16 protein-coding genes and 1 pseudogene are annotated in these 21,309 nt (G+C 66.7%); 9 read left to right on the top strand and 8 right to left on the bottom strand.

From position 1 onward, the window contains the following. Position 1: 1 nt before the first annotated feature. Complete coding sequence (locus ACIG5A_RS10165) at positions 2-6,178, top strand: type I polyketide synthase (protein WP_397239829.1); 6,177 nt, start codon at positions 2-4, stop codon at positions 6,176-6,178. Between the two features lie 39 nt (positions 6,179-6,217). Here ACIG5A_RS10165 and ACIG5A_RS10160 read toward each other — a convergent pair whose 3' ends face one another. The 5 genes from ACIG5A_RS10160 to ACIG5A_RS10140 form a co-directional block, all read right to left on the bottom strand. After that, a complete protein-coding gene (locus ACIG5A_RS10160; protein ID WP_397239828.1) occupies positions 6,218-7,078 on the bottom strand; it encodes a class I SAM-dependent methyltransferase in 861 nt (286 codons plus the stop codon). Continuing rightward, entirely contained in the window at positions 7,071-7,841 is a 771-nt protein-coding gene (locus ACIG5A_RS10155) for a thioesterase II family protein (protein ID WP_397239827.1), read from the bottom strand. Before ACIG5A_RS10155 ends, ACIG5A_RS10160 begins: the two co-directional genes overlap by 8 nt. Before the next feature lie 53 nt (positions 7,842-7,894). Continuing rightward, positions 7,895-9,109 carry a cytochrome P450 gene (locus ACIG5A_RS10150; RefSeq protein ID WP_397239826.1) on the bottom strand — a complete coding sequence of 405 codons (1,215 nt, stop codon included), beginning with the start codon at positions 9,107-9,109 and terminating at the stop codon, positions 7,895-7,897. Between the two features lie 89 nt (positions 9,110-9,198). After that, positions 9,199-10,482, bottom strand: a complete 1,284-nt coding sequence (locus ACIG5A_RS10145) for a cytochrome P450 (protein WP_397239825.1) — start codon at positions 10,480-10,482, stop codon at positions 9,199-9,201. Between the two features lie 106 nt (positions 10,483-10,588). Beyond that, positions 10,589-11,698, bottom strand: a complete 1,110-nt coding sequence (locus ACIG5A_RS10140) for an FAD-dependent oxidoreductase (RefSeq protein WP_397239824.1) — start codon at positions 11,696-11,698, stop codon at positions 10,589-10,591. Between the two features lie 87 nt (positions 11,699-11,785). On the opposite strand from ACIG5A_RS10140, the gene ACIG5A_RS10135 reads away from it, so the two are divergent. After that, positions 11,786-12,508 carry a TetR/AcrR family transcriptional regulator gene (locus ACIG5A_RS10135; RefSeq protein ID WP_397239823.1) on the top strand — a complete coding sequence of 241 codons (723 nt, stop codon included), beginning with the start codon at positions 11,786-11,788 and terminating at the stop codon, positions 12,506-12,508. Between the two features lie 8 nt (positions 12,509-12,516). Here the strand turns inward: ACIG5A_RS10135 and ACIG5A_RS10130 are convergent, their stop codons facing one another. Next, complete coding sequence (locus ACIG5A_RS10130; RefSeq protein WP_397239822.1) at positions 12,517-13,227, bottom strand: GNAT family N-acetyltransferase; 711 nt, start codon at positions 13,225-13,227, stop codon at positions 12,517-12,519. 275 nt (positions 13,228-13,502) lie between these two features. On the opposite strand from ACIG5A_RS10130, the gene ACIG5A_RS10125 reads away from it, so the two are divergent. From ACIG5A_RS10125 to ACIG5A_RS10105, 5 genes and pseudogenes are all read left to right on the top strand, one after another. Next, entirely contained in the window at positions 13,503-14,102 is a 600-nt protein-coding gene (locus ACIG5A_RS10125) for a TetR/AcrR family transcriptional regulator (RefSeq protein WP_397239821.1), read from the top strand. 309 nt (positions 14,103-14,411) lie between these two features. Then, entirely contained in the window at positions 14,412-15,905 is a 1,494-nt protein-coding gene (locus ACIG5A_RS10120; protein ID WP_397239820.1) for an MFS transporter, read from the top strand. After that, entirely contained in the window at positions 15,902-17,050 is a 1,149-nt protein-coding gene (locus ACIG5A_RS10115) for an acyltransferase family protein (protein WP_397239819.1), read from the top strand. The genes ACIG5A_RS10120 and ACIG5A_RS10115 overlap by 4 nt, the downstream gene beginning before the upstream one ends. 64 nt (positions 17,051-17,114) lie before the next feature. Further along, entirely contained in the window at positions 17,115-17,579 is a 465-nt protein-coding gene (locus tag ACIG5A_RS10110; protein WP_397239818.1) for a cupin domain-containing protein, read from the top strand. 165 nt (positions 17,580-17,744) lie between these two features. Beyond that, positions 17,745-18,194 (top strand): annotated as a pseudogene (locus ACIG5A_RS10105) (Clp protease N-terminal domain-containing protein); the annotation flags it as partial. Between the two features lie 495 nt (positions 18,195-18,689). Here ACIG5A_RS10105 and ACIG5A_RS10100 read toward each other — a convergent pair. Next, the gene (locus tag ACIG5A_RS10100) at positions 18,690-19,055 is read right to left on the bottom strand and encodes a VOC family protein (protein WP_397239817.1); all 366 of its coding nucleotides are present in this window, start codon (positions 19,053-19,055) and stop codon (positions 18,690-18,692) included. A gap of 62 nt (positions 19,056-19,117) precedes the next feature. On the opposite strand from ACIG5A_RS10100, the gene ACIG5A_RS10095 reads away from it, so the two are divergent. Beyond that, positions 19,118-19,783 (top strand): epimerase, encoded by a 666-nt coding sequence (locus tag ACIG5A_RS10095; protein WP_397239816.1) that lies wholly within the window; start codon positions 19,118-19,120, stop codon positions 19,781-19,783. Positions 19,784-19,786: 3 nt separating this feature from the next. On the opposite strand, the gene ACIG5A_RS10090 is transcribed toward ACIG5A_RS10095, so the two are convergent. Next, positions 19,787-20,554, bottom strand: a complete 768-nt coding sequence (locus ACIG5A_RS10090) for a class I SAM-dependent methyltransferase (RefSeq protein ID WP_397239815.1) — start codon at positions 20,552-20,554, stop codon at positions 19,787-19,789. 186 nt (positions 20,555-20,740) lie between these two features. Here ACIG5A_RS10090 and ACIG5A_RS10085 point away from each other — a divergent pair, with 186 nt between their 5' ends. After that, positions 20,741-21,289, top strand: a complete 549-nt coding sequence (locus ACIG5A_RS10085) for a cupin domain-containing protein (protein WP_397239814.1) — start codon at positions 20,741-20,743, stop codon at positions 21,287-21,289. The last annotated feature ends 20 nt before the right edge of the window (positions 21,290-21,309 follow it).

The raw sequence follows: 21,309 nt of genomic DNA, 5'->3' as shown, positions 1-21,309 counted from the left end.
TATGACGAACGCCGAAACGCCTGAAGGCACCGCAAAACTCACCGCTGCGCTCCGGGCCTCACTGAAGGAAACCGATCGATTGCGGGCGCGCAATCGCCAGCTCGACGCGGCCCTGCGTGAGCCGATCGCGATCGTGGGAATGGCCTGCCGATACCCCGGCGGCGTCGAGTCACCGGACGACCTGTGGCGACTGGTCGCAGGCGGCGTCGACGCCACCACCGACCTCCCCGCCAACCGCGGCTGGGATATCGCACGCATCTACGACCCCACCGGTGCGCAACCCAACCGCTCCCACACCCGCTCGGGCGGATTCCTGCACACCGCGGGCGATTTCGATCCCGCGTTCTTCGGCATCAGCCCGAACGAAGCGGCCACCATGGATCCGCAGCAGTTCCTCCTGCTCGAAACCTCCTGGGAGGCATTCGAACGCGCCGGAATCGACCCGGCGACCCTGCGCGGCAGCGCAACCGGCGTATGGGTCGGCATGATGTACCACGACTACCCGGCCAACGCGAACGCGGGATCGCTGGCGTCGGGCCGGGTCTCCTATACCTTCGGACTCCAGGGACCGTCGGTCACCGTCGACACCGCGTGCTCGTCCTCGCTGGTGGCCATCCATTCGGCGGCCGCCGCACTGCGCTCCGGCGAGTGCGAGTTGGCGCTGGCGGGCGGTGTGACCGTGATGGCGGGCCCGGATACGTTGGTGGAGTTCAGCAGGCAACGCGGACTGGCCATCGACGGCCGATGCAAGTCGTTCTCCGACAGCGCCGACGGCGTCGGCTGGGCGGAGGGCGCCGGTGTGCTGGTGCTGGAGCGACTGTCCGACGCGCAACGCAACGGCCACCGAATTCTCGCCGTGGTTGCCGGTTCGGCGGTGAACTCCGACGGCGCCTCCAATGGGCTGACCGCGCCCAACGGCCCCGCGCAGCGGCGGGTCATCGAGCAGGCGCTGGCCAATGCCGGAATCTCCGCCGCCGACGTCGACGCGGTCGAAGGACACGGCACCGGAACGACTTTGGGCGATCCGATCGAGGCGCAGGCCTTGCTGGGCACCTATGGCCGCGCGCACGGGCCGGAACGGCCGCTGTGGCTCGGGTCGCTGAAGTCGAACATCGGACACGCACAGGCCGCCGCGGGCGTGGGCGGCGTGATCAAGATGGTGATGGCGATGCGGCACGGAACACTGCCGCGCACGCTGCACGTGGACCGGCCGTCGACCAAGGTCGACTGGTCCGCGGGCGAAGTGCGGCTGCTGACCGAACCGGTGCCGTGGCCGCCGCTCGATCGCCCACGCCGCGCGGGCGTGTCGTCATTCGGCATCAGCGGCACCAACGCACACGTCATCCTCGAACAGGCTCCCGCCACCCGCGAAGAGGCTCCCGCCGCCGTGACGCCCCCGGCCGAGCCCGTCGGGGCGGTCATGCCCTGGGTGCTGTCCGCCGCCGGCTCCCGGGCGCTCGGCGAGCAGGCCGTGCGCTTGGGGTCGCATATCTTTCAGCAGTCCAGCCGCGAAAACGCCGTCGCAGCACACGATGTCGGATACTCCCTCGCCGCAACCCGCGCCACGCTCGGCCATCGAGCGGTGGTCCTCGGTGCCGATCGCGACGAACTGCTGTCGGGTGTCGAGGCCTTGGGTCGCGGAGACGCCATACCCGGTGTGGTGTCGGGTCGCGTGGTTTCGGGTGCGACGGGGTTCGTCTTCTCGGGTCAGGGCGCGCAGTGGGCCGGTATGGCCGAGCGGCTGCGTACCCACCCGGTTTTCGCGGCGGCCTTCGACGAGGTCGTCGCGGAGCTGAATCCGCTTCTCGACCAGCCGATTTCGCTCGACGATGCGCTGACCACGACGGACCTGATCAACCAGACGGTCTTCGCGCAAGCCGGACTGTTCGCCTTCGAGGTCGCACTGTATCGCCTGCTCGAGGCGTGGGGTCTGCGCCCCGGCCTGGTGGCGGGCCACTCGATCGGCGAAATCGCCGCCGCGCACATCGCCGGAGTGCTGTCGCTCTCGGACGCCTGCACATTGGTGGCCGCGCGCGGCCGGTTGATGCAAGCGCTCCCCGCGGGTGGAGCGATGGTCGCGGTGGGAGCGCCGGAATCCGCCGTGGCCCCGCTGCTGACCGACGGCGTATCGATCGCGGCGGTGAACAGCCCCACCTCGGTGGTGGTCTCCGGCGTCGCGACCGAAGTCGACGCGCTGGCCGAGGTGTTCGCCGAGAAGTCCTGGCGGACAAGCCGTTTGCGGGTGTCGCACGCGTTCCATTCCGGACTGATGGAACCGATGTCGACGGAGTTCGCCTCGGTGCTCGAGGGTTTGAGCTTCGCCCGGCCTGCCATTCCGCTGGTATCGACGGTGACCGGCGCCCGGGTCACCGATGAGATGTCGGACCCGGCGTACTGGGTGCGTCAGGTCCGCGCCACGGTGCGGTTCGCCGACGCGGTGACCACGATGACGGACGCGGGTGTGGTGCGCTTCGCCGAGGTCGGGCCGGATGCGGTCCTCACGCCGATGGTGCTCGGCAGCGTGGACGCCGAAGGCACCGTCGCGGTCGCGGTGGCGCGCCGTGACGAGGCCTCGACCGCTACGGCGACGGCCGCGGTCGCGACGTTGTTCGTGTCGGGCGCCGAGGTGGATTGGCCCGCGTTCTATCCCGGCGCGCAACCGATCGACCTGCCCACCTACGCGTTTCAACGCGAGCGGTTCTGGCTCGATGCGAAGCAGTATCTGTCGACGACGTGGCTGGGCGCGGCAGCCACCGGCGCCGATGCCGCGGGATTGGATCCGATCTCCCACCCCCTACTGGGAGCGGTTGTCCCGCAGCCCGATTCGGGTGCGGTGAGCTTCGTCGGCCGATGGTCGGTGGACTCGGTCGGATGGTTGGCCGATCACAGCGTGCTCGGTACGGCACTGCTGCCGGGAACCGGTTTCGTCGAGTTGGCGACCCATGTGGGCGGATTGATCGGTCATCCGAGAGTGGACGAGCTGATCCTGCACGCACCGTTGACACTGCCCGCCCGCGACGGAGTTTCGGTACAGGTGGTGGTCGGCGCGGCGAATGATTCCGGCCGACGGCGCATCACGATTCACTCGCGCCAACCGGATGCCGTCGCATGGACGTTGCATGCCGAGGGTGACCTCACCGCCGAGGACGTCCGGCCCGATTTCGATCTCGCCGTCTGGCCCCCGGCCGACGCCGAGGCGATCGACGTCGCCGACGCGTACACCGAACTGCTGGATGCCGGGTACGGCTACGGCCCCTATTTCCAAGGCATGCGGGCAATGTGGCGACGCGGCGGGCACGGCACCGATGGTCACGAGCTGTTCGCCGAGGTGGCCCTGCCGGATGCGGCGGCCGCCGAAGGGTATGGCCTGCACCCCGCACTGTTCGATGCGGCGATGCATGCCCTCATCGTGGATCGACTGCGCAATGGCGGCCTCGACGCGCCCGCACTGCCGTTCAGCTGGCGTGGCGTCGCACTGCACGCGGCCGGATGCAGCGCCGCCCGGGTCCGAATCCGGGTGCACGACAACCGTTTCACGCTGTGGCTGGCCGACGGCACCGGCAGCCCGGTGTTGTCGGTCGCCTCGCTGGACACCCGTCAGGTATCCGCGGACCGACTGCGCGCGGACCGGGTGGCCGATGCCTTGTTCACGGTGGATTGGATCGCCGCGACGTCGGTCGCCACCGGTTCGGCAGCCCCGGCGCGCACAGCGGTCATCGGCGCGCCGAGTTCGGCGGAAGTACCCGGCTATCCCGACCTCACGACGCTGGTCGAAGCACTCGACGCGGCCGACGAAGCTGTCGTCCCCGAGCTCGTACTGCTCCATTGCGCCGACACCGGCGACGCGTCGTCGCACGCCGCCCGCGCGGCGTTGCACGGCGTGCTGGCGACTGTTCACCAGTGGTTGGCGGACCCTCGATTCGCCGAGTCCCGCCTGGTGATCCTGACCAGGGACGCGGTACACACCAGCGAGTGGGAGCAGGTGCGCCCGGCGCAGGCGCCGGTCTGGGGTTTGGTGCGCGCGGCCCAGGCCGAACATCCGCACCGGTTGCAACTGTTGGACCTCGATGGTTCGGCCGACCACGATCCGGCCGCCGTCGCCACCGCCGCCGCGGCCATGGCGGCGGAGCCGGAGGGCGCGCTGCGCGGCGCGAATCTCCTGGTGCCGCGGCTGGTTCAGCATCAGCTCACCGAGGCGAACCGCGAACCGGTCGAGCCGTTGGACACCGGCACCGTGCTGATCACCGGCGGCACCGGTGGGCTGGGTGCGCTGTTCGCACGGCACCTGGTTACCGAATACGGTGCGCGGCGGCTGGTGCTGACGTCCCGGCGGGGGCCGCAAGCTCCCGGCGCCGACGAATTGTGCGCCCAGTTGACCGAACTCGGCGCACAGGTGACTGTCGCCGCCTGCGACGTCTCCGATCGAGACGCGCTGAAAGCACTGCTCGACGAGATCGGGTCCGAGCATCCGCTGACGGGTGTCGTGCACGCGGCGGGCGTCGCCGACACCGGCCTGATCGAATCGATGACGAGCCATCGCATCGACGCCGTGTTCGCGCCCAAGGCCGACGCCGCGTGGCATCTGCACGAACTCACCAGCGACCTGCCGCTGTCGCTGTTCGTTCTGGTGTCCTCCGCCGGTGGGTTGGTGCTGGCCGCCGGGCAGGCCAATTACGCGGCGGCCAACGTGTACCTCGATGCCCTCGCCACCTACCGCCGGGCGGCCGGGTGGACGGCCACCTCGATCGATTACGGCCTGTGGGAACGATCGAGTGGTCTGGGCGCGGAACTGTCGGACGAGGATTTCGAACGGATGCGGCGACAGGGCTTTCCGGCGCTGTCCGAATCCGACGGACTGGCGCTGTTCGATGCCGCCGTGACCGCAGGCGTGGCCCAGCTGGTCGCGCTGCCTGTCGACCGCGCCGTGCTCCGCACGCGAGCCGAGCACGTACCCGCCCTGGTCCGCGGGCTGGTACCGATATCGGCACCGCGCGAAACGGCGTCACCGCTGCTGGAGCTGGTCGGCCTGCCGTCCGAGGAGCGGCTTCCGCTACTCGTGGAGTTCGTGCGCAAGCAGGCCGCCGCGACGCTCGGCTATGCGGATGTCGACCTCATCGCGGTCGACAATGTGTTCGGCGAAATGGGTTTCGACTCGCTCACCGCGGTCGAATTCCGCAACGCACTGCGCGACGCTACGGGCGTGCAGTTGCCCGGCACCCTGGTCTTCGACTTTCCGACACCCCAGATTCTCGCGAAACAACTGAACGAAAGATTGGCGGAAGGCGCGGGCGCCCTCGCGAGCGCGATCAGCGCGGCCGCCGAACGAGACCGGCAGGAGGGGGTCGCCGACGACTCGCTGTACGGAATGTTCCGCACCGCGGTGGGGCGGGAGCAGTTCTCGGTCGCCTTCCTGCTCCTGCACCTGGCGGCACAGATACGTGACCAGTTCACCGTCAAAGATGAACTGGACGTCGAGCCGGAGATCATCCGATTGACCGACGGCGCCGCCACGCCGCGCATCATCTGCATCGCCCCGCCGATGGCGGCGGGCGGTGTGCGCCAATACGCCCGAATGGCCAGCAAACTCCGGACAGCCCGCGACGTGGTCGGCCTCGCGCCGATGGGATCCCACGCGGGCCAGCCGCTACCCACCGACTATGCCGCGGCCACCAAGGCGTTGCTCCAGCCCATCCTCGACGCCGCCGAGGGCAAGCCGTTCGTTCTGTTCGGGTACTCCTCCGGCGGGGTCCTGGCCTACAGCGTCGCCGAACAACTCGAAGCTCTCGGCGGACCCGTGCCGGCGGGAGTGGTGCTGGTGGACAGCTACCGGGTAGCCGAGGGCGATGCGAGTGAGTGGATTCTCAAGCCGGTCGCCGAGAACATGGTGACCAACGAGGCCGCCTTCGATCGCTTCGACCCCGCCCGGTTGACCGCTATGGGCCAGTACATTCAGGTCCTCCGCGGCATCGTGCCCGGTAAAATCGCCGCGCCCACCCTGTTCCTGCAGTGCGCACAGCGGATCCCCGGAGTCCCCGAGGACTTCATGGCGTGGCAAGCCCAGCCGTGGGACGACAGCCATCGCGTGGTCCAGGTGGATGCCAACCACTTCGCCATGCTGCACGAGGGATCGGATCAGGTCGCCGCGGCGGTCGACGATTGGCTCGAAGGGCTGGAGTGACGATGCGGCCGGGAGGGCGAACGCCCTCCCGGCCGCCGATCATGCGCCGGTGTAGGTGAGCCGAACCGCCGCATACCACGGTATCCGCTTGGCTCCCAAAGGCATCCGGGGACCGACGGGTGTGAAAGCGAGCGACCACAGCAGCGGCGGTAAACGGCGGAATCGGGCTGCCATGCGGAACAATCCGACGACCTCGTCCGCCGTCCAGCCCGCGTCGGCGAAGAATCGCAGCGGTTCGAGCGGCCCGAATTTCCAGGGTGAATTCTCGAGCAGCTTCCGGTTCACCCGGTTGAACCGGTCGACCACGGGCTTGTTGTTCACATCCATGATCCACCAGGCGATTTCGGGCCGAGCCAGTGCCGAGGCCAATCCCGAGACCTCGTCCTCGGACAGGTAGTACACCAGCCCTTCGGTCAGGATGAGCGCCTTCTTCGCACCCTCGAGCGCCTTGTCCAGAAATTCGTCACGCGCTGTCGGATCCGCGAGATCCACCGCGGCGCGGGTGAGAACGCAGCGGGGGGTCTCGCTGTCGAGAAGACGGTTCTTCTCGGCGATCAAATCCGGGAAGTCGACTTCGATCCAGCGGAGATCGGCGGGCAGATCCAGGCGATACGGCCGCGCATCCAAACCCGCCGCCATATTGATGACCAGATCGCAGCCCTCGGCGAGGGTTTCGGCGATCAGATCATCGATGACTCTGGTCCTCGTGACCAAGGGCCAGCCCGCCAGCGCGCTCCGTTTTTCATCCGTGACGATGGCCTTACCGGTTTCGCCGGCGAGCCGCTCCGCGAGCGGGTCGTGAAAGAGCGCATCGGAACGGGCGGATTCGATGGCGCGATACGCGGCCACCCAGTGGGCGGTATCCGAAACATTCGAAATGGGTCCGGCGGTTTCAGCCATGGTTGCACTCTCTCTGATCGCGCTGAGACTCTTCAATGATCAGTTCGGCCACACCGCGTGAGTTGGCATCGATGTAGAAGTGGCCGCCCGGAAACGACGTCTGCGTAAAAGGCCCGGTGGTATGCGTCTGCCACTCTTTCAGGTCGGCACCGCTGGTGACGGGATCACGATCGCCGGCCAGCGCCACGAGCGGACACTCGACCGCGGCGCCCGGCGCGCACGTGTAGGTTTCGATCACACGGTAGTCACCTCTCGTGACCGAAAGAATGATCGATCGAAAATCGGGATCCTCCAGCAGCGCCGCGGGAGTGCCGCCGAAGTCGAGCAGGTGCCGGATCAGTTCCTGATCGCTGTACCGGTGCACGGAGTGAGAGTCCTTCCGTGCCGGTGGGATTCGGCCCGATACGAACAACGTGGCCGGCGACATCGCCTGGTCGTGTTCGAGACGACGGCAGGTCTCGAACGCCACCGCCGCACCCATACTGTGGCCGAACAGCGAGTAGCCCGCGGTCTGCGGAATCAGTTCGCGAATTTCCGGCAGCACACCCTCGACCAAGTCGGCGACACTGCCGAGTAACGGTTCGTGCCTGCGATCCTGGCGCCCTGGGTATTGCACACCGAGCACCCGGAATTGCGATCCCAGCGTTCTGGCCAGCGGCCCGAAGGAAATGGCCGATCCGCCGGCGTGCGGAAAGCAGATCAGCGTATGGGCGCCATCCTCCGATCCGGCGGACAAGCTACGCAACCAGCTGGCGTTTCCCATGGGACCTCTCGGCGAATCGGTGAATCTCATTGCGGGCAGGGCGATTACCGCGTCTACAGCAGGACGGGAACCGACTGGTGACCGTTGGAGACGAAGCTGCCCAGCGGCCGGAGTTCGGCGGGGTCCACCGCCAGTCGCATATTCGGAAACCGCTCGAACAAGGCCGGGAGTGCGATCGCCGCCTCGAGCCGGGCCAGTGGCGCACCGAGACAATGGTGCGCACCGTGCCCGAAGGCGATGTGCTCCTTGTTTTCCCGGTGCACGTCGAAATCCCCAGCGGTGTCACCGTGAATCCCCGGGTCCCGGCTCGCGGCCCCGTAGGAGGCGAGGATCGCCTCACCCGCGGCGATCCGAACACCGGCGACCTCGATATCCTCGACCGCGTATCGCAGGGGCAGATGCGTGATCGGCGGCTGGTATCGCAGCGCTTCCTCGATCACCTCCGACCACGGCACCCGCCCGGCGAGTACGTCGGCCCGCTGTTCCGTATTGGTCAGCAAAGCGACGATCGCCTGGTCGAGCAGGTTGACCGTGGTCTCGTGACCGGCATTGATCACCAGGATCAGGGTGTCGATCACTTCCTTTTGCGTCAGCCGGTCGGAGTCCTCGTCGACGGCCGAGATCAGCGCACTGGTGATGTCGTCGCCGGGGTGGCCGCGCCGGTAGAAGATCAATTGCCCCATGAGCGATACCATTTTGAGGACATTGGCCTTCGCCTGCGCCGGCGTGAGGGAAGTGTCGAAGAACCCGTCGACACACGCATTGATCTTGGCGTCCAAATGCTTTGGTACGCCGAGCAATTCACCGATAACCTGAATCGGCACCGGGTACGCGTAGGTGGGCCGCAAGTCGACGACTTCACCCGCCGGAATGGCATCCAGCCGTTTCAGCAGTCCATCGACGATGGCCTCGATCCCCGGGCGCATCAGGGTGGTGCGGCGATTGGTGAACGCCGGGGCGACGAGTTTGCGGAGGCGGCGGTGCTGGTCGCCGTAAGCGGTGAACATATTCTCCGCTATCACCCACGGGTGCAACGGCCACCGCTGATCGATCTCGCCCTTCTTATAGGCCGTCCAGTGTCGGCGTGGATCCTTGGACACTCGGGGATCGGCGAGAAGTTCTTTCAGCACCGCGGCATCGGTGACCGACCACGCCGATACCCCACCGGGCAACCCCACCAACGAGACCGGCCCGCGCAGGCGTATCCGCTCGTTCTCGGCCTGAACATCGGCGCCCGTCGGATCCAGCACAATCGCTTCAGTATTCAAGGACCAACTCCCGAGCCGCGGGGCGAACCCCGGTACTGCCTCAATCTTGTTCCAGCGGAGGTAATGCAGCGAAACTTACCACCCGGTAGTCAACGGGACTTCAGCCGAGCGGGCATGTGTGAGTAACCGCGCAGAGTGGACAGACGGCGGCGGGCCGGCTCGCCGTCGAGGCGAATGTCGGGGAAGCGTTCGAAGAGGGCGGGCAAGGCATGCAGGACCTCCAGTCGTGCCAGGCTCGCGCCGATGCACGCGTGGATGCCGGTGCCGAAGGAGAGGTGTTCCTTGGCGTTGGAGCGGGTGACGTCGAAGCGGTGCGGATCGGGGAATTTGACGGGATCGCGGTTGGCGCCGGCCAGGGAGACGATGAGTGACTTTCCCGGCTCGAGGGGAACGCCGCCGTCGAATTCCACCGGCTCCAGGACGCGACGGGCGGTCATCTGGACCGACGGGTCGAAGCGCAGCAGTTCCTCGATCGCGACCGGCCAGCGCTCGGGCTCGGCGCGCAGCAGGTCGAGTTGATCGGAGTGGGACAACAGCAGCGGGACCGCGTTGCCGATCAGGTTCATGGTGGTCTCGAAACCCGCGCCCATCAGAACGTTGGCGCTGGCCATCAATTCGACGGTGGTCAGGTCGCTGGTGGAGACCAGCAGGCTGAAGATGTCGTCCCCGGGTTCGCGGCGCAGCTTCTCGATGTGGGCGGCGAGGTAATCCCGCATCGCCTCGGTCGCGGCCATGGCGCGGTGGTGGGTCCGCCAGGAAATTCCAACATCCAGCAGCGGAGCGGTCATTTCCCCCCAGCGCAGGAACAGCTGGCGATCGGCCGCCGGGAAACCCATGATTTCCGCGATGACAGCGATCGGCACCTGCGCGGCGAAATCCGCGATCAGGTCCACGGATTCGCGCACGGCCATCGCGTCGAGCAGCTCCGTGGTGACTTCGCGGACCCGATCACCCAGGCGGGCGACGGCGCGCGGGGTGAAGGCGGAGGCGACGGGTTTACGCAGGCGTCCGTGCTCCGGCGGGTCCTGCGCGAACATGGATGGCGCTTCGATCGGGTTGGGCGGCACCACAACTCGTTCGGCGTAGCGGCGCAACGGGAAGGGCACGGCCGAATCGATCGGCAGCCGCACGCCGAATCGTCTGTCGCGCAGGATTTCCCGGCACAGCTCATAGTCGAAGGCGACGTAACCGGCGCGCGTGACCCGCACCCCACCGTCGCCGCGCAGCTGATCGATCAGCGAGTACGGGTCATCGTAGCCCTCGTCCCCGCTCATCAGCCGCGCGAACGGGTCACCCATGCCACGCAGCGCGAGAAACCCCAGCCGCGGCAACCCGTGCTCCGCGGCCCACCGTATCGAGTACCTCGCGTCCATCAAAACCTCTGTGCCGTAACGAAAACCGCAAGCGCCAACGGCTCGCCGATCTCAATATAGGCCGCAGGGGCCCACCGGCAACCGCTGAGTTGATCGGAGCCGACAGTCACTGCTGGTTCTGGGGGGTGTAGGCGGGGAGGGCGCCGAGGCTGAGGCGGACGGCTTCGGCACCGTAGTCGAACATGTGGCGTTCGTAGTCGTCGACCGCGTCGACGAGGGTGGGGGTTGTCGTGAGGGCGCGGCGGAGGAGGTCGGCGTCGCGCAGTGCGGTGTTGGCGCCGTTGCCGCCGGTCGGCGAGGTGGCATGGATGGCATCGCCGAGCAGGGTGACCGGACCGGGGGTCCAGCGTTGCCCGGGTTCGACCACTCGGATGGAGAGCAGGGTGCTGTTGTCGGGGTCGGACTGCTCGATCAAGGCGCACAGGTCCGGGTGCCAGCCGGGCATTCTCGACAGCGCGGCCTCCTGCGGGGTTTCGGTGCCGAGTGAGCCGTTCGGGGGCAGGATCATGGCCCAGCGCACGTAGTCGTGGATGTCGGGCAGGGTCACCTCGGGGGCCAGCGCCTCGGCGGCCTCCCTCGGTGGGGTGCGGAAACGCATCGCGCCGAGCAGGAGACTCACGCCGTCTCCGGCGATCTTCGACCCGAAGGCACGGGACAGGCCGGTGAACTGCTCGGTCAGCGGCGTGCGGCCGATGACGAACCGGACGCCGGTGTCGGTCGGGATGGTCCGCGGGGACAGGACCGATCGGACCGCGGAGTTGACGCCGTCGGCGCCGACGAGCAGGTCCGCGACGGCCGGGTCGCGGCCGGCGAACCTGGCTTCGACCCGGCCGTCGGCCAGCACGTCGTAGCCGGTCAGCGCGGCGCCGGTGTGCACCGTCAGGCCGGTGAGCAGCAGGTGACGGAGTACGTCGCGGTCGACAACGATGGCGTCGCGGCCGGGTTCGAGCTCACCGATCCGGTTGAGCCGCGGGTCCAGGATCAGGCGCTCGCCGTGGGCGTCGCCGACGACGGCGTCCAGCAGCGGGTGCCAGCGCCGCGGCAGACAGCCGCGCAGCGCGTCGAAACCCACCGGGTTCAGCATCAGCCGGTAGCCCTGGAACCGCGCGGTGATCTCCGCATCCCGCTCGAACACCTTGGCCTCGATCCCGGCTCCGCGCAGGCCCTGCGCCAGGCACAGGCCGCCGAGACCGGCTCCGATCACGGAAACTCGCATCACACACCTCCGTACGAACTAAGTTCTAATGTAACGAACATTGTTCTACTTGAGGAACTAAGTTCGCGTCAAGCTATAGTTGCCGGCATGCCCGCAGCCCCCCGACAGCGACGAGCGGCTCGTCACGCCCGATCCGCCGACGACACCGCGGCGTCCTCGCCCCGAAAGGAACCCATCACGGTCACTCGGATCACCGACGCCGCACTGGAGGTCGTCGCCACCGAGGGGTACGACGCGCTGACCATCCGCCGGGTCGCCGCGGTACTCGGCACCGGGCCGTCATCGCTGTATGCGCACATCGTCAACAAGGACGACATCGACGATCTCCTGGTCGGCAGGCTCAGCGCCGAAATCGTGCTGCCCGAACCGGATCCGGCCACCTGGCGCGATCAACTCCTCGACGTGTTCGGCCAGATCCGCGACCAATATCTGAAATACCCCGGGGTCTCGCGCGCCGCACTGGCCATGGTCCCCACCAACCTCGAGGCACTGCGAGTCCGGGAGGGATCGTTCGCGATCCTGCTCGCGGGCGGAATCGAACCCCGAACCGCCGCATGGACATTGGATGCGATGTCCCTCTACGTCAGCGCCTACGCCCTGGAACAGTCACTGGTCCGGCAACGCCGCAAGAACCCAGACCAGGAATGGGTCCTCAGCCGCGACGAGCTGGTCCGCCGCTTCACCGCCCTCCCCGCCGACACCTTCCCCCAAACCCGCCGCTACGCCACCGAACTCACCTCAGGCACCGGCACCGATCGCTTCACGTTCACCCTCGGCCTGATCCTGGACAACCTCCGCCCATCGACCTGACCGTCGGATCAGCCCGGTGCCTGCACGATGGTCAATTGCCCGCGCTTGCGCAGGGTGAAGCCCAGAGTTTCGTAGAGGCTGATCGCCGTGGTGTTGTGGGCGACGGCATGCAGGAACGGGCGCTCCCCACGGGCCCGGATGCCCGCGCCGACCGCGCGGATCAGCCGGGTGGCGATGCCACGGCCCCGGAATTCGGCGTCGGTGCAGACGGCGCTGATCTCGGTCCACCCCGGCGGATGCAGCCGCTCCCCCGCCATCGCCACCAATCTGCCGTCCACCCGCAGCCCCAGGTAGGTACCCATCTCGATGGTTCGGGGCGCATAGGGCCCCGGTTCGGTGCGAGCGATCAGTTCCAGAATCTCCGGCACGTCCGCGGCGGTGAGCACCTCGAATTCCGGGTCGTCGGCCACGCGCAGCGCACTCCCGTCCATCTGCACCGACCCGATTGCGTCCACCACCGTCCACCCCTCCGGTGGCACATGACCGGAACCACGCAGCCCGGTGACACCGCCCGGCCCGAGCAGCGCGGCCAGATCGGCCCAATCCTGCTCGTCCAGCACCGGCGGATGCCCGACGAACCGCGCGACATCCGGGTCGTACCGCCCGACCCGCCCCACCCAACCAGCGAACCGCCGATGCTCCCCACGCAGCGACGCCCGCACCGGGTCGTCGAGCGGATGCACCGCCGTACCGACACCACTGGCCAACTCGATAGTCACGCCCACTCCTCGCCTCAACGTCCAACTCCCAGACGTTAGCGAGGCACACGACTCCGGAAACCGGTTGCGCTCACCGCGATTCGGACGCAACGGTCAGCGGGCGGTGGCCGCCAGCGAGCCGAGCAGGGTGAGCGCTTCGCTGCTCGGGGAATCGGCCTCGGCGTGGTAGACGACTTGCTCCCGGCCCGGGGCTGGAGCGTACGTCGAACGTTTGCCCCAACTCTTCCAGGCCCAGCAAACTTGCCGGGATAGGCACGATTTCGTAACCTGATGCCATGGCGACACAGGCGGGGTTGCGCGAGCGTAAAAAGGAAGCGACTCGCATCGCCCTTGCCGAGGCCGCGGCGCGATTGGTTCTCGAACTCGGACCCGACGCGGTCACCACGGACGCGATCGCCGAGGCCGCGGGTGTGTCACCACGCACGTTCCGCAACTACTTCACCAGCAAGGAAGAGGCGGTTGTCCATTCGGTCCGCCGACGGACCGAATCGCTCATTCCGCTGCTGCGCGACCGTCCGGCCGATGAGCCGATCTGGGCCGCGATGCAGAACGCGATCAGGGAATCGATGGGCGACGCAAATGCGACCAGACAGGTCGCGTCGGCGATCCACCTCATAGGGTCACGCTCGTCGTTGCTGCCGCACTACTTCGCCTGGGATATGGAGTTCGAGCGCGAGATCGCCGAGGTGATCGCGGCGCGGACCGGAACCGACGCCGAGGTCGATCTGTATCCGAACCTGTTGGCGACCGCCCTGCAGGGCGCACTCAAATCCGGGCACAGGGTGTGGAACAGCGGCCGTACCGGCGCTGCCGCACCGGTCGACGTCGTCCTCGAAGCCCTCGCCCAACTGCGAGCCGGGATACCCGAAGCATAGGCAGCCCATCCCGGCCCTACAGCCCATCGGCATACCACCCCCTCACCGGCAGCACACCCGGCAACGAAGGTCGCGACGCCCGGAGCGTCGGCGACCCCAGTGAGGTGTTTGCCACAACTGGAAATCTTGCCATATCTGGCAAATTTTCATAGTCTGGCATTCATGTACCTGCGATCAGGGTTGTGTGAGCGCCGGCGCTAGCCGCGCCAGAACGCAAATGTCCAGAAACGCTGTGGGTCTTCGCAGCGCTCGTCACAGGACCCGTAAGGAAATAGCCGAAGAGCGATACCAATTCAGCGAAGGTGAGCCATGACGACGACAGTGGGACACGAAGCACCCGCCACAGTCCACCGCACCGCCGCGACCGTGGACCGCTACAACAGGCGCTGGTGGGCGCTGGCAGTGCTGGCCCTCGCTCAATTGATGGTCGTGCTCGACGCGACGGTCGTGAATATCGCGCTGCCGGATGCGCAAAGGGATCTCGGATTCTCCGATTCGAGTCGGCAGTGGGTGATCACCGGCTACTCGCTGGCGTTCGGCAGTCTGCTGTTGCTCGGGGGCCGGTTCGGCGACATGTTCAGCCGTCGGGTCATCTTCATCACGGGGCTGGTCGGGTTCGCGGCGGCATCCGTGGTCGGCGGTATGTCACAGAATTTCGGGACGATGGTGAGCGCTCGGGTGGTACAGGGCGTCTTCGGCGCCTTGCTCTCACCCGCGGCGCTGTCGTTGCTGTCGGTGATCTTCACCGACAAAGCGGAGCGGGCAAAGGCATTCGGTGTCTACGGTGCCGTCGCGGGTGCGGGCAGCGCGTTCGGTCTGCTGCTGGGCGGAACGCTTACCGAGTTCGCGTCCTGGCGCTGGGTGTTCTACGTGAACCTGATTTTTGCCGCTGTCGCGGTGATCGGCGCGGCGCTGGCGCTGGGCCGTGCGATGCCACAACGCAGCCAGCCTCTCGACCTTCCCGGCGCCGTGACGGTGACCGCGGCACTGTTCGGCATCGTCTACGGGTTCTCTCGCGCCGAATCCCACGGCTGGTCCGACCCGGTCACCATCGGATTCCTGATCGCCTCCGTGGTGTTGCTGGCCGCATTCGTCCTGGTGGAGCGTACGGTGTCGCATCCGCTGCTGCCGTTGCGAATCCTGCACGACCGCACCCGTGCCGGCGCGTACCTGTCGATGTTCGTCACCGGGGTCGGCGGATTCGCGCTGTTTCTGTTCCTGACCTACTACCTGCAGTTGGTGTGCGGCTACTCGCCGCTGCTGACCGGTGTCGCGTTCCTGCCGATGGTGGCCGCGATGACGTCGACCGCCACTCTGACACCAACCCTGGTGCTGCCGCGGATCGGCCTCAAAGCCACGATGGGCGGTGGGTTCCTCAGTGCCGCGGTAGGAATGATGCTGCTGACCGGGATCGGGACGCACACCAGCTACACCGGCCATGTGCTGCCCGGCCTGCTGCTACTCGGCATCGGCATGGGCGTGGCGTTCTCGGTGGCGATACAGAATGCGACCTCGGGAGTCGACGCCGCGGACTCCGGTGTGGCCTCGGCGATGGTGAACACAATGCAGCAGGTGGGCGGCTCGATCGGCACGGTGCTGTTGAATGCGGTCGCGGCAACGGCAGCAACTCGGTCCTTGTCGAGCGCGACCGCGAAAGTGCAGTCCAGGATCGACAGCTACACCGCCACCTTCTGGTGGAGTGCTGGAATCTTCCTCATCGGCGGGCTCATCGTCGTCGTCTTACTCCCCAACAAGGCATCGCCGCAGGGCTCGGCCGACAGCGACCCCGGAGGCGGTCGATGACCGCGGTCGATACCACGATGATCCGGTACACCCCGGTAAGAACCAAAAAAGGTGGGCTTCAGTCCCTTTCCTCGCTGACCGGATTGAGATGGTACGCGGCGTTCGCGGTATTCGTATCGCACGGCATGGGCCAGGTCGCACGGGATTTTCATCACCAGAGCCACCTGCTGGAGACGCTTTTGGGACCGCTCGGAGAACACGGGGTCGCGTTCTTCTTCGTCCTGTCCGGATTCATCATTGCCTGGGCGTCACGGGACGGCGACACCAGTCGGGCGTTCTACCGGCGGCGGGTGCTCAAGATCTTCCCGTCTCACTTGATCACCGCTGCGGTGATGATTCCCGTTCTCGCCGTTCCGGTGTCGGCGCTGATTTCGTACCTACCCAACTTCCTACTCATCAAAGACTGGTCACCGACATGGTCGACGTTGTTGCAACTCAACTTCCCGTCCTGGAGCCTCTGCTCGGAGATGCTCTTCTACGCGACGTTTCCGCTGGCGTACCCCTTGATCAAGAAGATCGAAGGCAAATACGTCTGGTGGACGATCGCCATTCTGATGGCCGCACTCATCGGGATTCAGGTCGCCATTTACATGTTCGTCCCCGGCGGCAGCGGATTCGCGGGTATGTACGCCGCCCGAGGATCGGTGAGCCAGTTCTGGCTGTCGTACATGTTCCCGCCCACTCGCCTGCTCGAATTCTTCGTCGGTGTGATGTTCGCCCGGCTGGTCATGTCGGGAATGTGGAAGAACATCAGCGTCACATGGCCTCTCCTGGCGTGCGTGCTCTGCTACGCACTCACCCTCACCTCTGTTGTCCCGGAAACATTCAAGACATCGCTGATCATGGTTCCGCCGCTGGCGGCGCTGATCGCTACCGTGGCCGTCCGAAATATGAACGGCATCACGGGATTTGCCAGCGGTCGGCTCGGTATTTGGCTCGGCGACATATCCTTCGCCTTCTACCTGGCGCAATATCCCACCATGGCCGTCCTGTCGCTCGTAATCCGCGGAAAGAGCGTCTCACCGGTTGGCTCCCTGGTGTTCCTCGTCGCATCCCTCGTGCTGTCGATCATCTTCGCAGCCGCGCTCTATCACCGGGTCGACAAGCCGATCATGGACCGCTGGGCATACGGCCGAAAACGATGACCGCGAACCAGACAAGTCGGTCGAGACGAAGCAGATAGGCGAACAGGAGAGCGAGGCGAGTGGCATGTCGATCAATGTCGTACCGCCCGGTGGCGGCGAAGAGCTGGATCTAGAGGTCGATGGCCTGCGCGTACACATCTTGGAAGACGGCACCCACACCCGGCGACGGCTCGGCCTGGCCCTGGTGCACCTGAAGCCCGGATCTCACGGCGTGCCAGAACACGTACACCGAAAGCACGAAGAATCCTTCTTCGTGCTCTCCGGTGTGGTGACCTTCGGCACGGGCGACGACACCCTCACCGCTATGCCCGGCACCCTCGTCACCGTGCCGATCGGCCTCCCGCACAGCTTCGCCAACCCCGATGCCGACGCCGAGGCCAGCTTCCTGTTCACCACCACGCCAGACCTGTTCATCGGCTACTTCCACGACATGGCCGACCTCGGCCCCGACGGCGCGACCCCACAGGCGCTCGCCGAGATCATGGCCAAGTACGCCACCGAGCCCTACCACCCTGACCACCCACACTGATCGCGCCGCCGCCGGTGCGGTCATCCGGTCTCGCTTGCCGAAGATCATGCGATCGCATGGTTTCGCGGCGATAATGACTATCGGGGGTTGCCGTATGCACGGTTGCCGCATCATGTTTCGTCGATAACAGCGGACCGGCGGTTTTGCGCGGTCGAGGGGAGAACAATGTTCGAAAGATTCAGCGACCGCGGGAGACGCATCGTTGTCCTGGCCCAAGAAGAGGCCAGGATGCTCAACCACAACTACATCGGCACCGAGCACATCCTGCTCGGCCTGATTCACGAGGGCGAGGGTGTCGCGGCCAAATCGCTGGAGGCGCTCGGCATTTCGCTGGAGGCCGTGCGCGGTCAGGTGGAGGAGATCATCGGCCAGGGCCAGCAGGCTCCGTCCGGCCACATCCCGTTCACCCCGCGCGCCAAGAAGGTGCTGGAGCTGAGCCTGCGCGAGGCGATGCAGCTCAGCCACAACTACATCGGCTCGGAGCACATCCTGCTCGGCCTCATCCGCGAGGGCGAGGGCGTGGCGGCGCAGGTGCTCGTCAAGCTCGGCGCCGATCTGAATCGGGTGCGGCAGCAGGTCATTCAGCTGCTGTCCGGGCAGGGCAAAGAGTCGGCGACGGAACGGATCGCGTGGGCGGCCGCGATGATCGACGCTATCGATCATCGCGGCGACGTAGTCGAACTCGTCGCGGCCGCAGGATCCGAACACGACGCCGCCACCGGATTGGTCACACGGTTCGGCTTCACCGAAAGCCAAGCCCGAGCGGTCCTCCGCATGGAAGTACGTCAATTCACCACAGACACCAGGCAGAAACTCCGCAAAGAAGCGCAGGAACTGAAAGACCACATCACCGAGCGGATCTCGGCGCTGACCGCGATGATCAGCGCCATCGACCGGCGGAGTGATCTGATCGAACTCATCGCCACCGCACCGTCCCAGCAGGACGCCACCGCGAGCTTGATCGCCCGATTCGACTTCACCGAAACGCAGGCACAGGCCGTCCTCGCGATGGAAACACGCCAGTTCACCACGGAGACCCAGCGGGCGATGCAGAAGGAGATACAGCAGCTGACCGAAGCCCTCCGCGATCGGTCGGCGTGACGCGGGAGATCAGTCGAGACAGAACTCGTTGCCCTCGATGTCCTGCATCACCAGGCACGATTCATTGACCTCGTCGGCAAGCAGTAGCTGCACGCGTACCGCGCCGAGGGCGACCAGTCGCGTGCATTCCGCCTCGAGTGTGGCCACGCGCTCTGCACCGACGAGGCCGGTGCCGACCCGCACATCGAGATGCACCCGATTCTTGACGACCTTCCCTTCGGGAACGCGCTGGAAGTACAGGCGCGGGCCGACACCAGAGGGATCGATAGCTGCCGAACCCTGCTGCTCGTACCCCAGCACCTCGCACCAGAATCGTGCGACGCGCTCGGGTTCCGCGCAGTCGAAAGTGACCTGAACCTTTTTGACCGATGCCATCGGTCCACCTTAAGGGCGGCAGATCCCCTCGATCAGCCTTGCGGTGGGGCAAGATCCTTCGCATGAAGGTAATCCTCTTCGGCGCGACCGGCATGATCGGGCAGGGCGTTCTCGGCGAGTGCCTCCGCGACGAGCGGGTAGCGCAGGTCCTCGCCGTCGGGCGCAGCCCGCTGGGCATCGAGCACCCCAAGCTGCGCGAGCTGATCCAGCCCGATCCGGCCGATCTGTCCGCGGTCGCCGGTGAGCTGCCGGAGTTCGACGCCTGCTTCTTCTGCCTCGGCGTCTCCTCGGTCGGCATGAAGGAGGAGGACTACCGGCGGATCACCTATGACCTGACCATGCGAGTCGCTCGCCCGCTCGCGGCCGCGAATCCCGAGCTGACGTTCGTCTTCGTCTCCGGACAGGGCACCGACGGCACCGAGCGAAGCAGGACGATGTGGCGGCGGGTGAAGGGGAAGACCGAGAACGATCTGCTCACACTTCCCTTCCAGGCGTACATGTTCCGGCCCGGATTCGTCCAGCCGATGGACGGCGTGGTCTCCAAGACGCGGCTCTATCGGACCGCCTATGCGATCACGGGACCGTTGATCCCGCTGTTCAAGCGGCTGGCGCCCAACGCGTTCAACGACAATCGCGAGATCGGCCGCGCCATGATCACCGTCGCGGCATCCGGGGCGGACACCCGCGTACTGACGCCCCGCCAGATCGCCGCGCACGCCGCGCCCTAGCTGTCACAGCTGCCGGACGCGCAGGACTCCTGTCAGCATCGGGAGGGTGAATTCGCCACTGGCGGTGGCCGATTCGCTCGAGAGGAACGCACGGATCCGGCCGAGGGTGGCCGCTCGTTCCGGTTCGGGCATGACCAAAACCCCAGCGCGCGTGCCGATTGTCGCCACGAGGGAGTCGGCGGTGCGGCGCTGTCCGTGCGGGAACTCGGCTTGTTCCGGCAAGCCGAACCGGGCGGTCAGCCCGGCAGCGGGCAGGTGCAGGCCAGCCGTCGCGGCGCGCCAACTGCTGAACGTGTCACGCGGGCCGATGGCCGCTCTTCCGCCGATCCGCTCCAGTCCGGCAATCCAGTCGACCCGGTCGTCCATGACGTTCCACAGTCCGGCCAGGATGCCGCCGGGTGCGAGGACCCTGGCTATCTCGGCCCCCGCGACGGCCATGTCGAACCAATGCATCGCGTTGCCCGCCAGTACGGCATCGACGGAACCGTCCGGCAGCGGAATCGCCTCGGCACTCCCCGGCAGCGCACGGATATCGGGCAGCGCGCGGCGCAGCTCGATCAGCATCGCCGGGTCGGGCTCGACCGCGATGACGTCCGCGCCCAGCGCGATCAGCGTGCCGGTCAACTTGCCGGTTCCGGCCCCGAGATCCAGCACCCGAAGGCCGGGCGCGGGCTCCAGCGCCCAGCGCACCGCGGCAGGCGCGTAATCCGGTCGATGCTCGGCGTAGGCAACCGCCTCCGCACCGAACGACGAGGCATGAAGCGACCGCATGTCCCGTTCCATCCGGCCACTGTATCCGGGCCGCCAGTACCGTACCGCCACAATGAGATTCGGAGGCTCGGATTCGCTCGCCCCGAAATCGGGGCGTGCCTACTAGTGTCGGAGGTGGAACAGAAGAACCGCGGCCCATGGCCGCGGAGTCCGCATCAGTATCCGTGCGTAGCAAGGAGCAATCTGATGGAGCACAAGAAGATTCGCCGAGTTGTCACCGGGCACGACGCCGCGGGCAAGTCCCGTGTGGTCGACGACAGCGATGTCGAGGCCATCACCACCGAGCTCATGCCCGGCTTCGCCGCCTACTGGTTATGGGGCCGCGACGAGCACCCCACCTTCCCGGACGACGGTTCACCCGACAGCGCCAAGGCGTGGTTCCCACCCCGCGACGGATCCCGTTTCATGATCAACACGATCCCGCCCGGCGAACTGGTCCCACCTCCGGACCTCGATGTGGCCGCGGCCGTGGCAGAGCTGGAACGCCAGATGCCCGGCGTGACAGCCGTCCAAGAGCCCGACACCGGGGGCATGCACACCACCGACACCATCGACTACGTCCTGATCGTCTCGGGCGAGGTCACCCTGGAACTGGACGGCGGCGAACAGCGAACCCTGCGAGCAGGCGACGTGGTCATCCAGAACGGCACCCGCCACGCCTGGCACAACCACGGCACCGAGCCGTGCACCCTCGTCGGCATAGCCATCGGCGCGGACCGCATTCACCCCACATAGTCCAGCTCGCGCACCGGTCC

The organism is Nocardia sp. NPDC052566, assembly GCF_044547285.1.
Classification (GTDB): domain Bacteria; phylum Actinomycetota; class Actinomycetes; order Mycobacteriales; family Mycobacteriaceae; genus Nocardia.
This window is presented reverse-complemented; position numbering and strand designations above follow the sequence as displayed.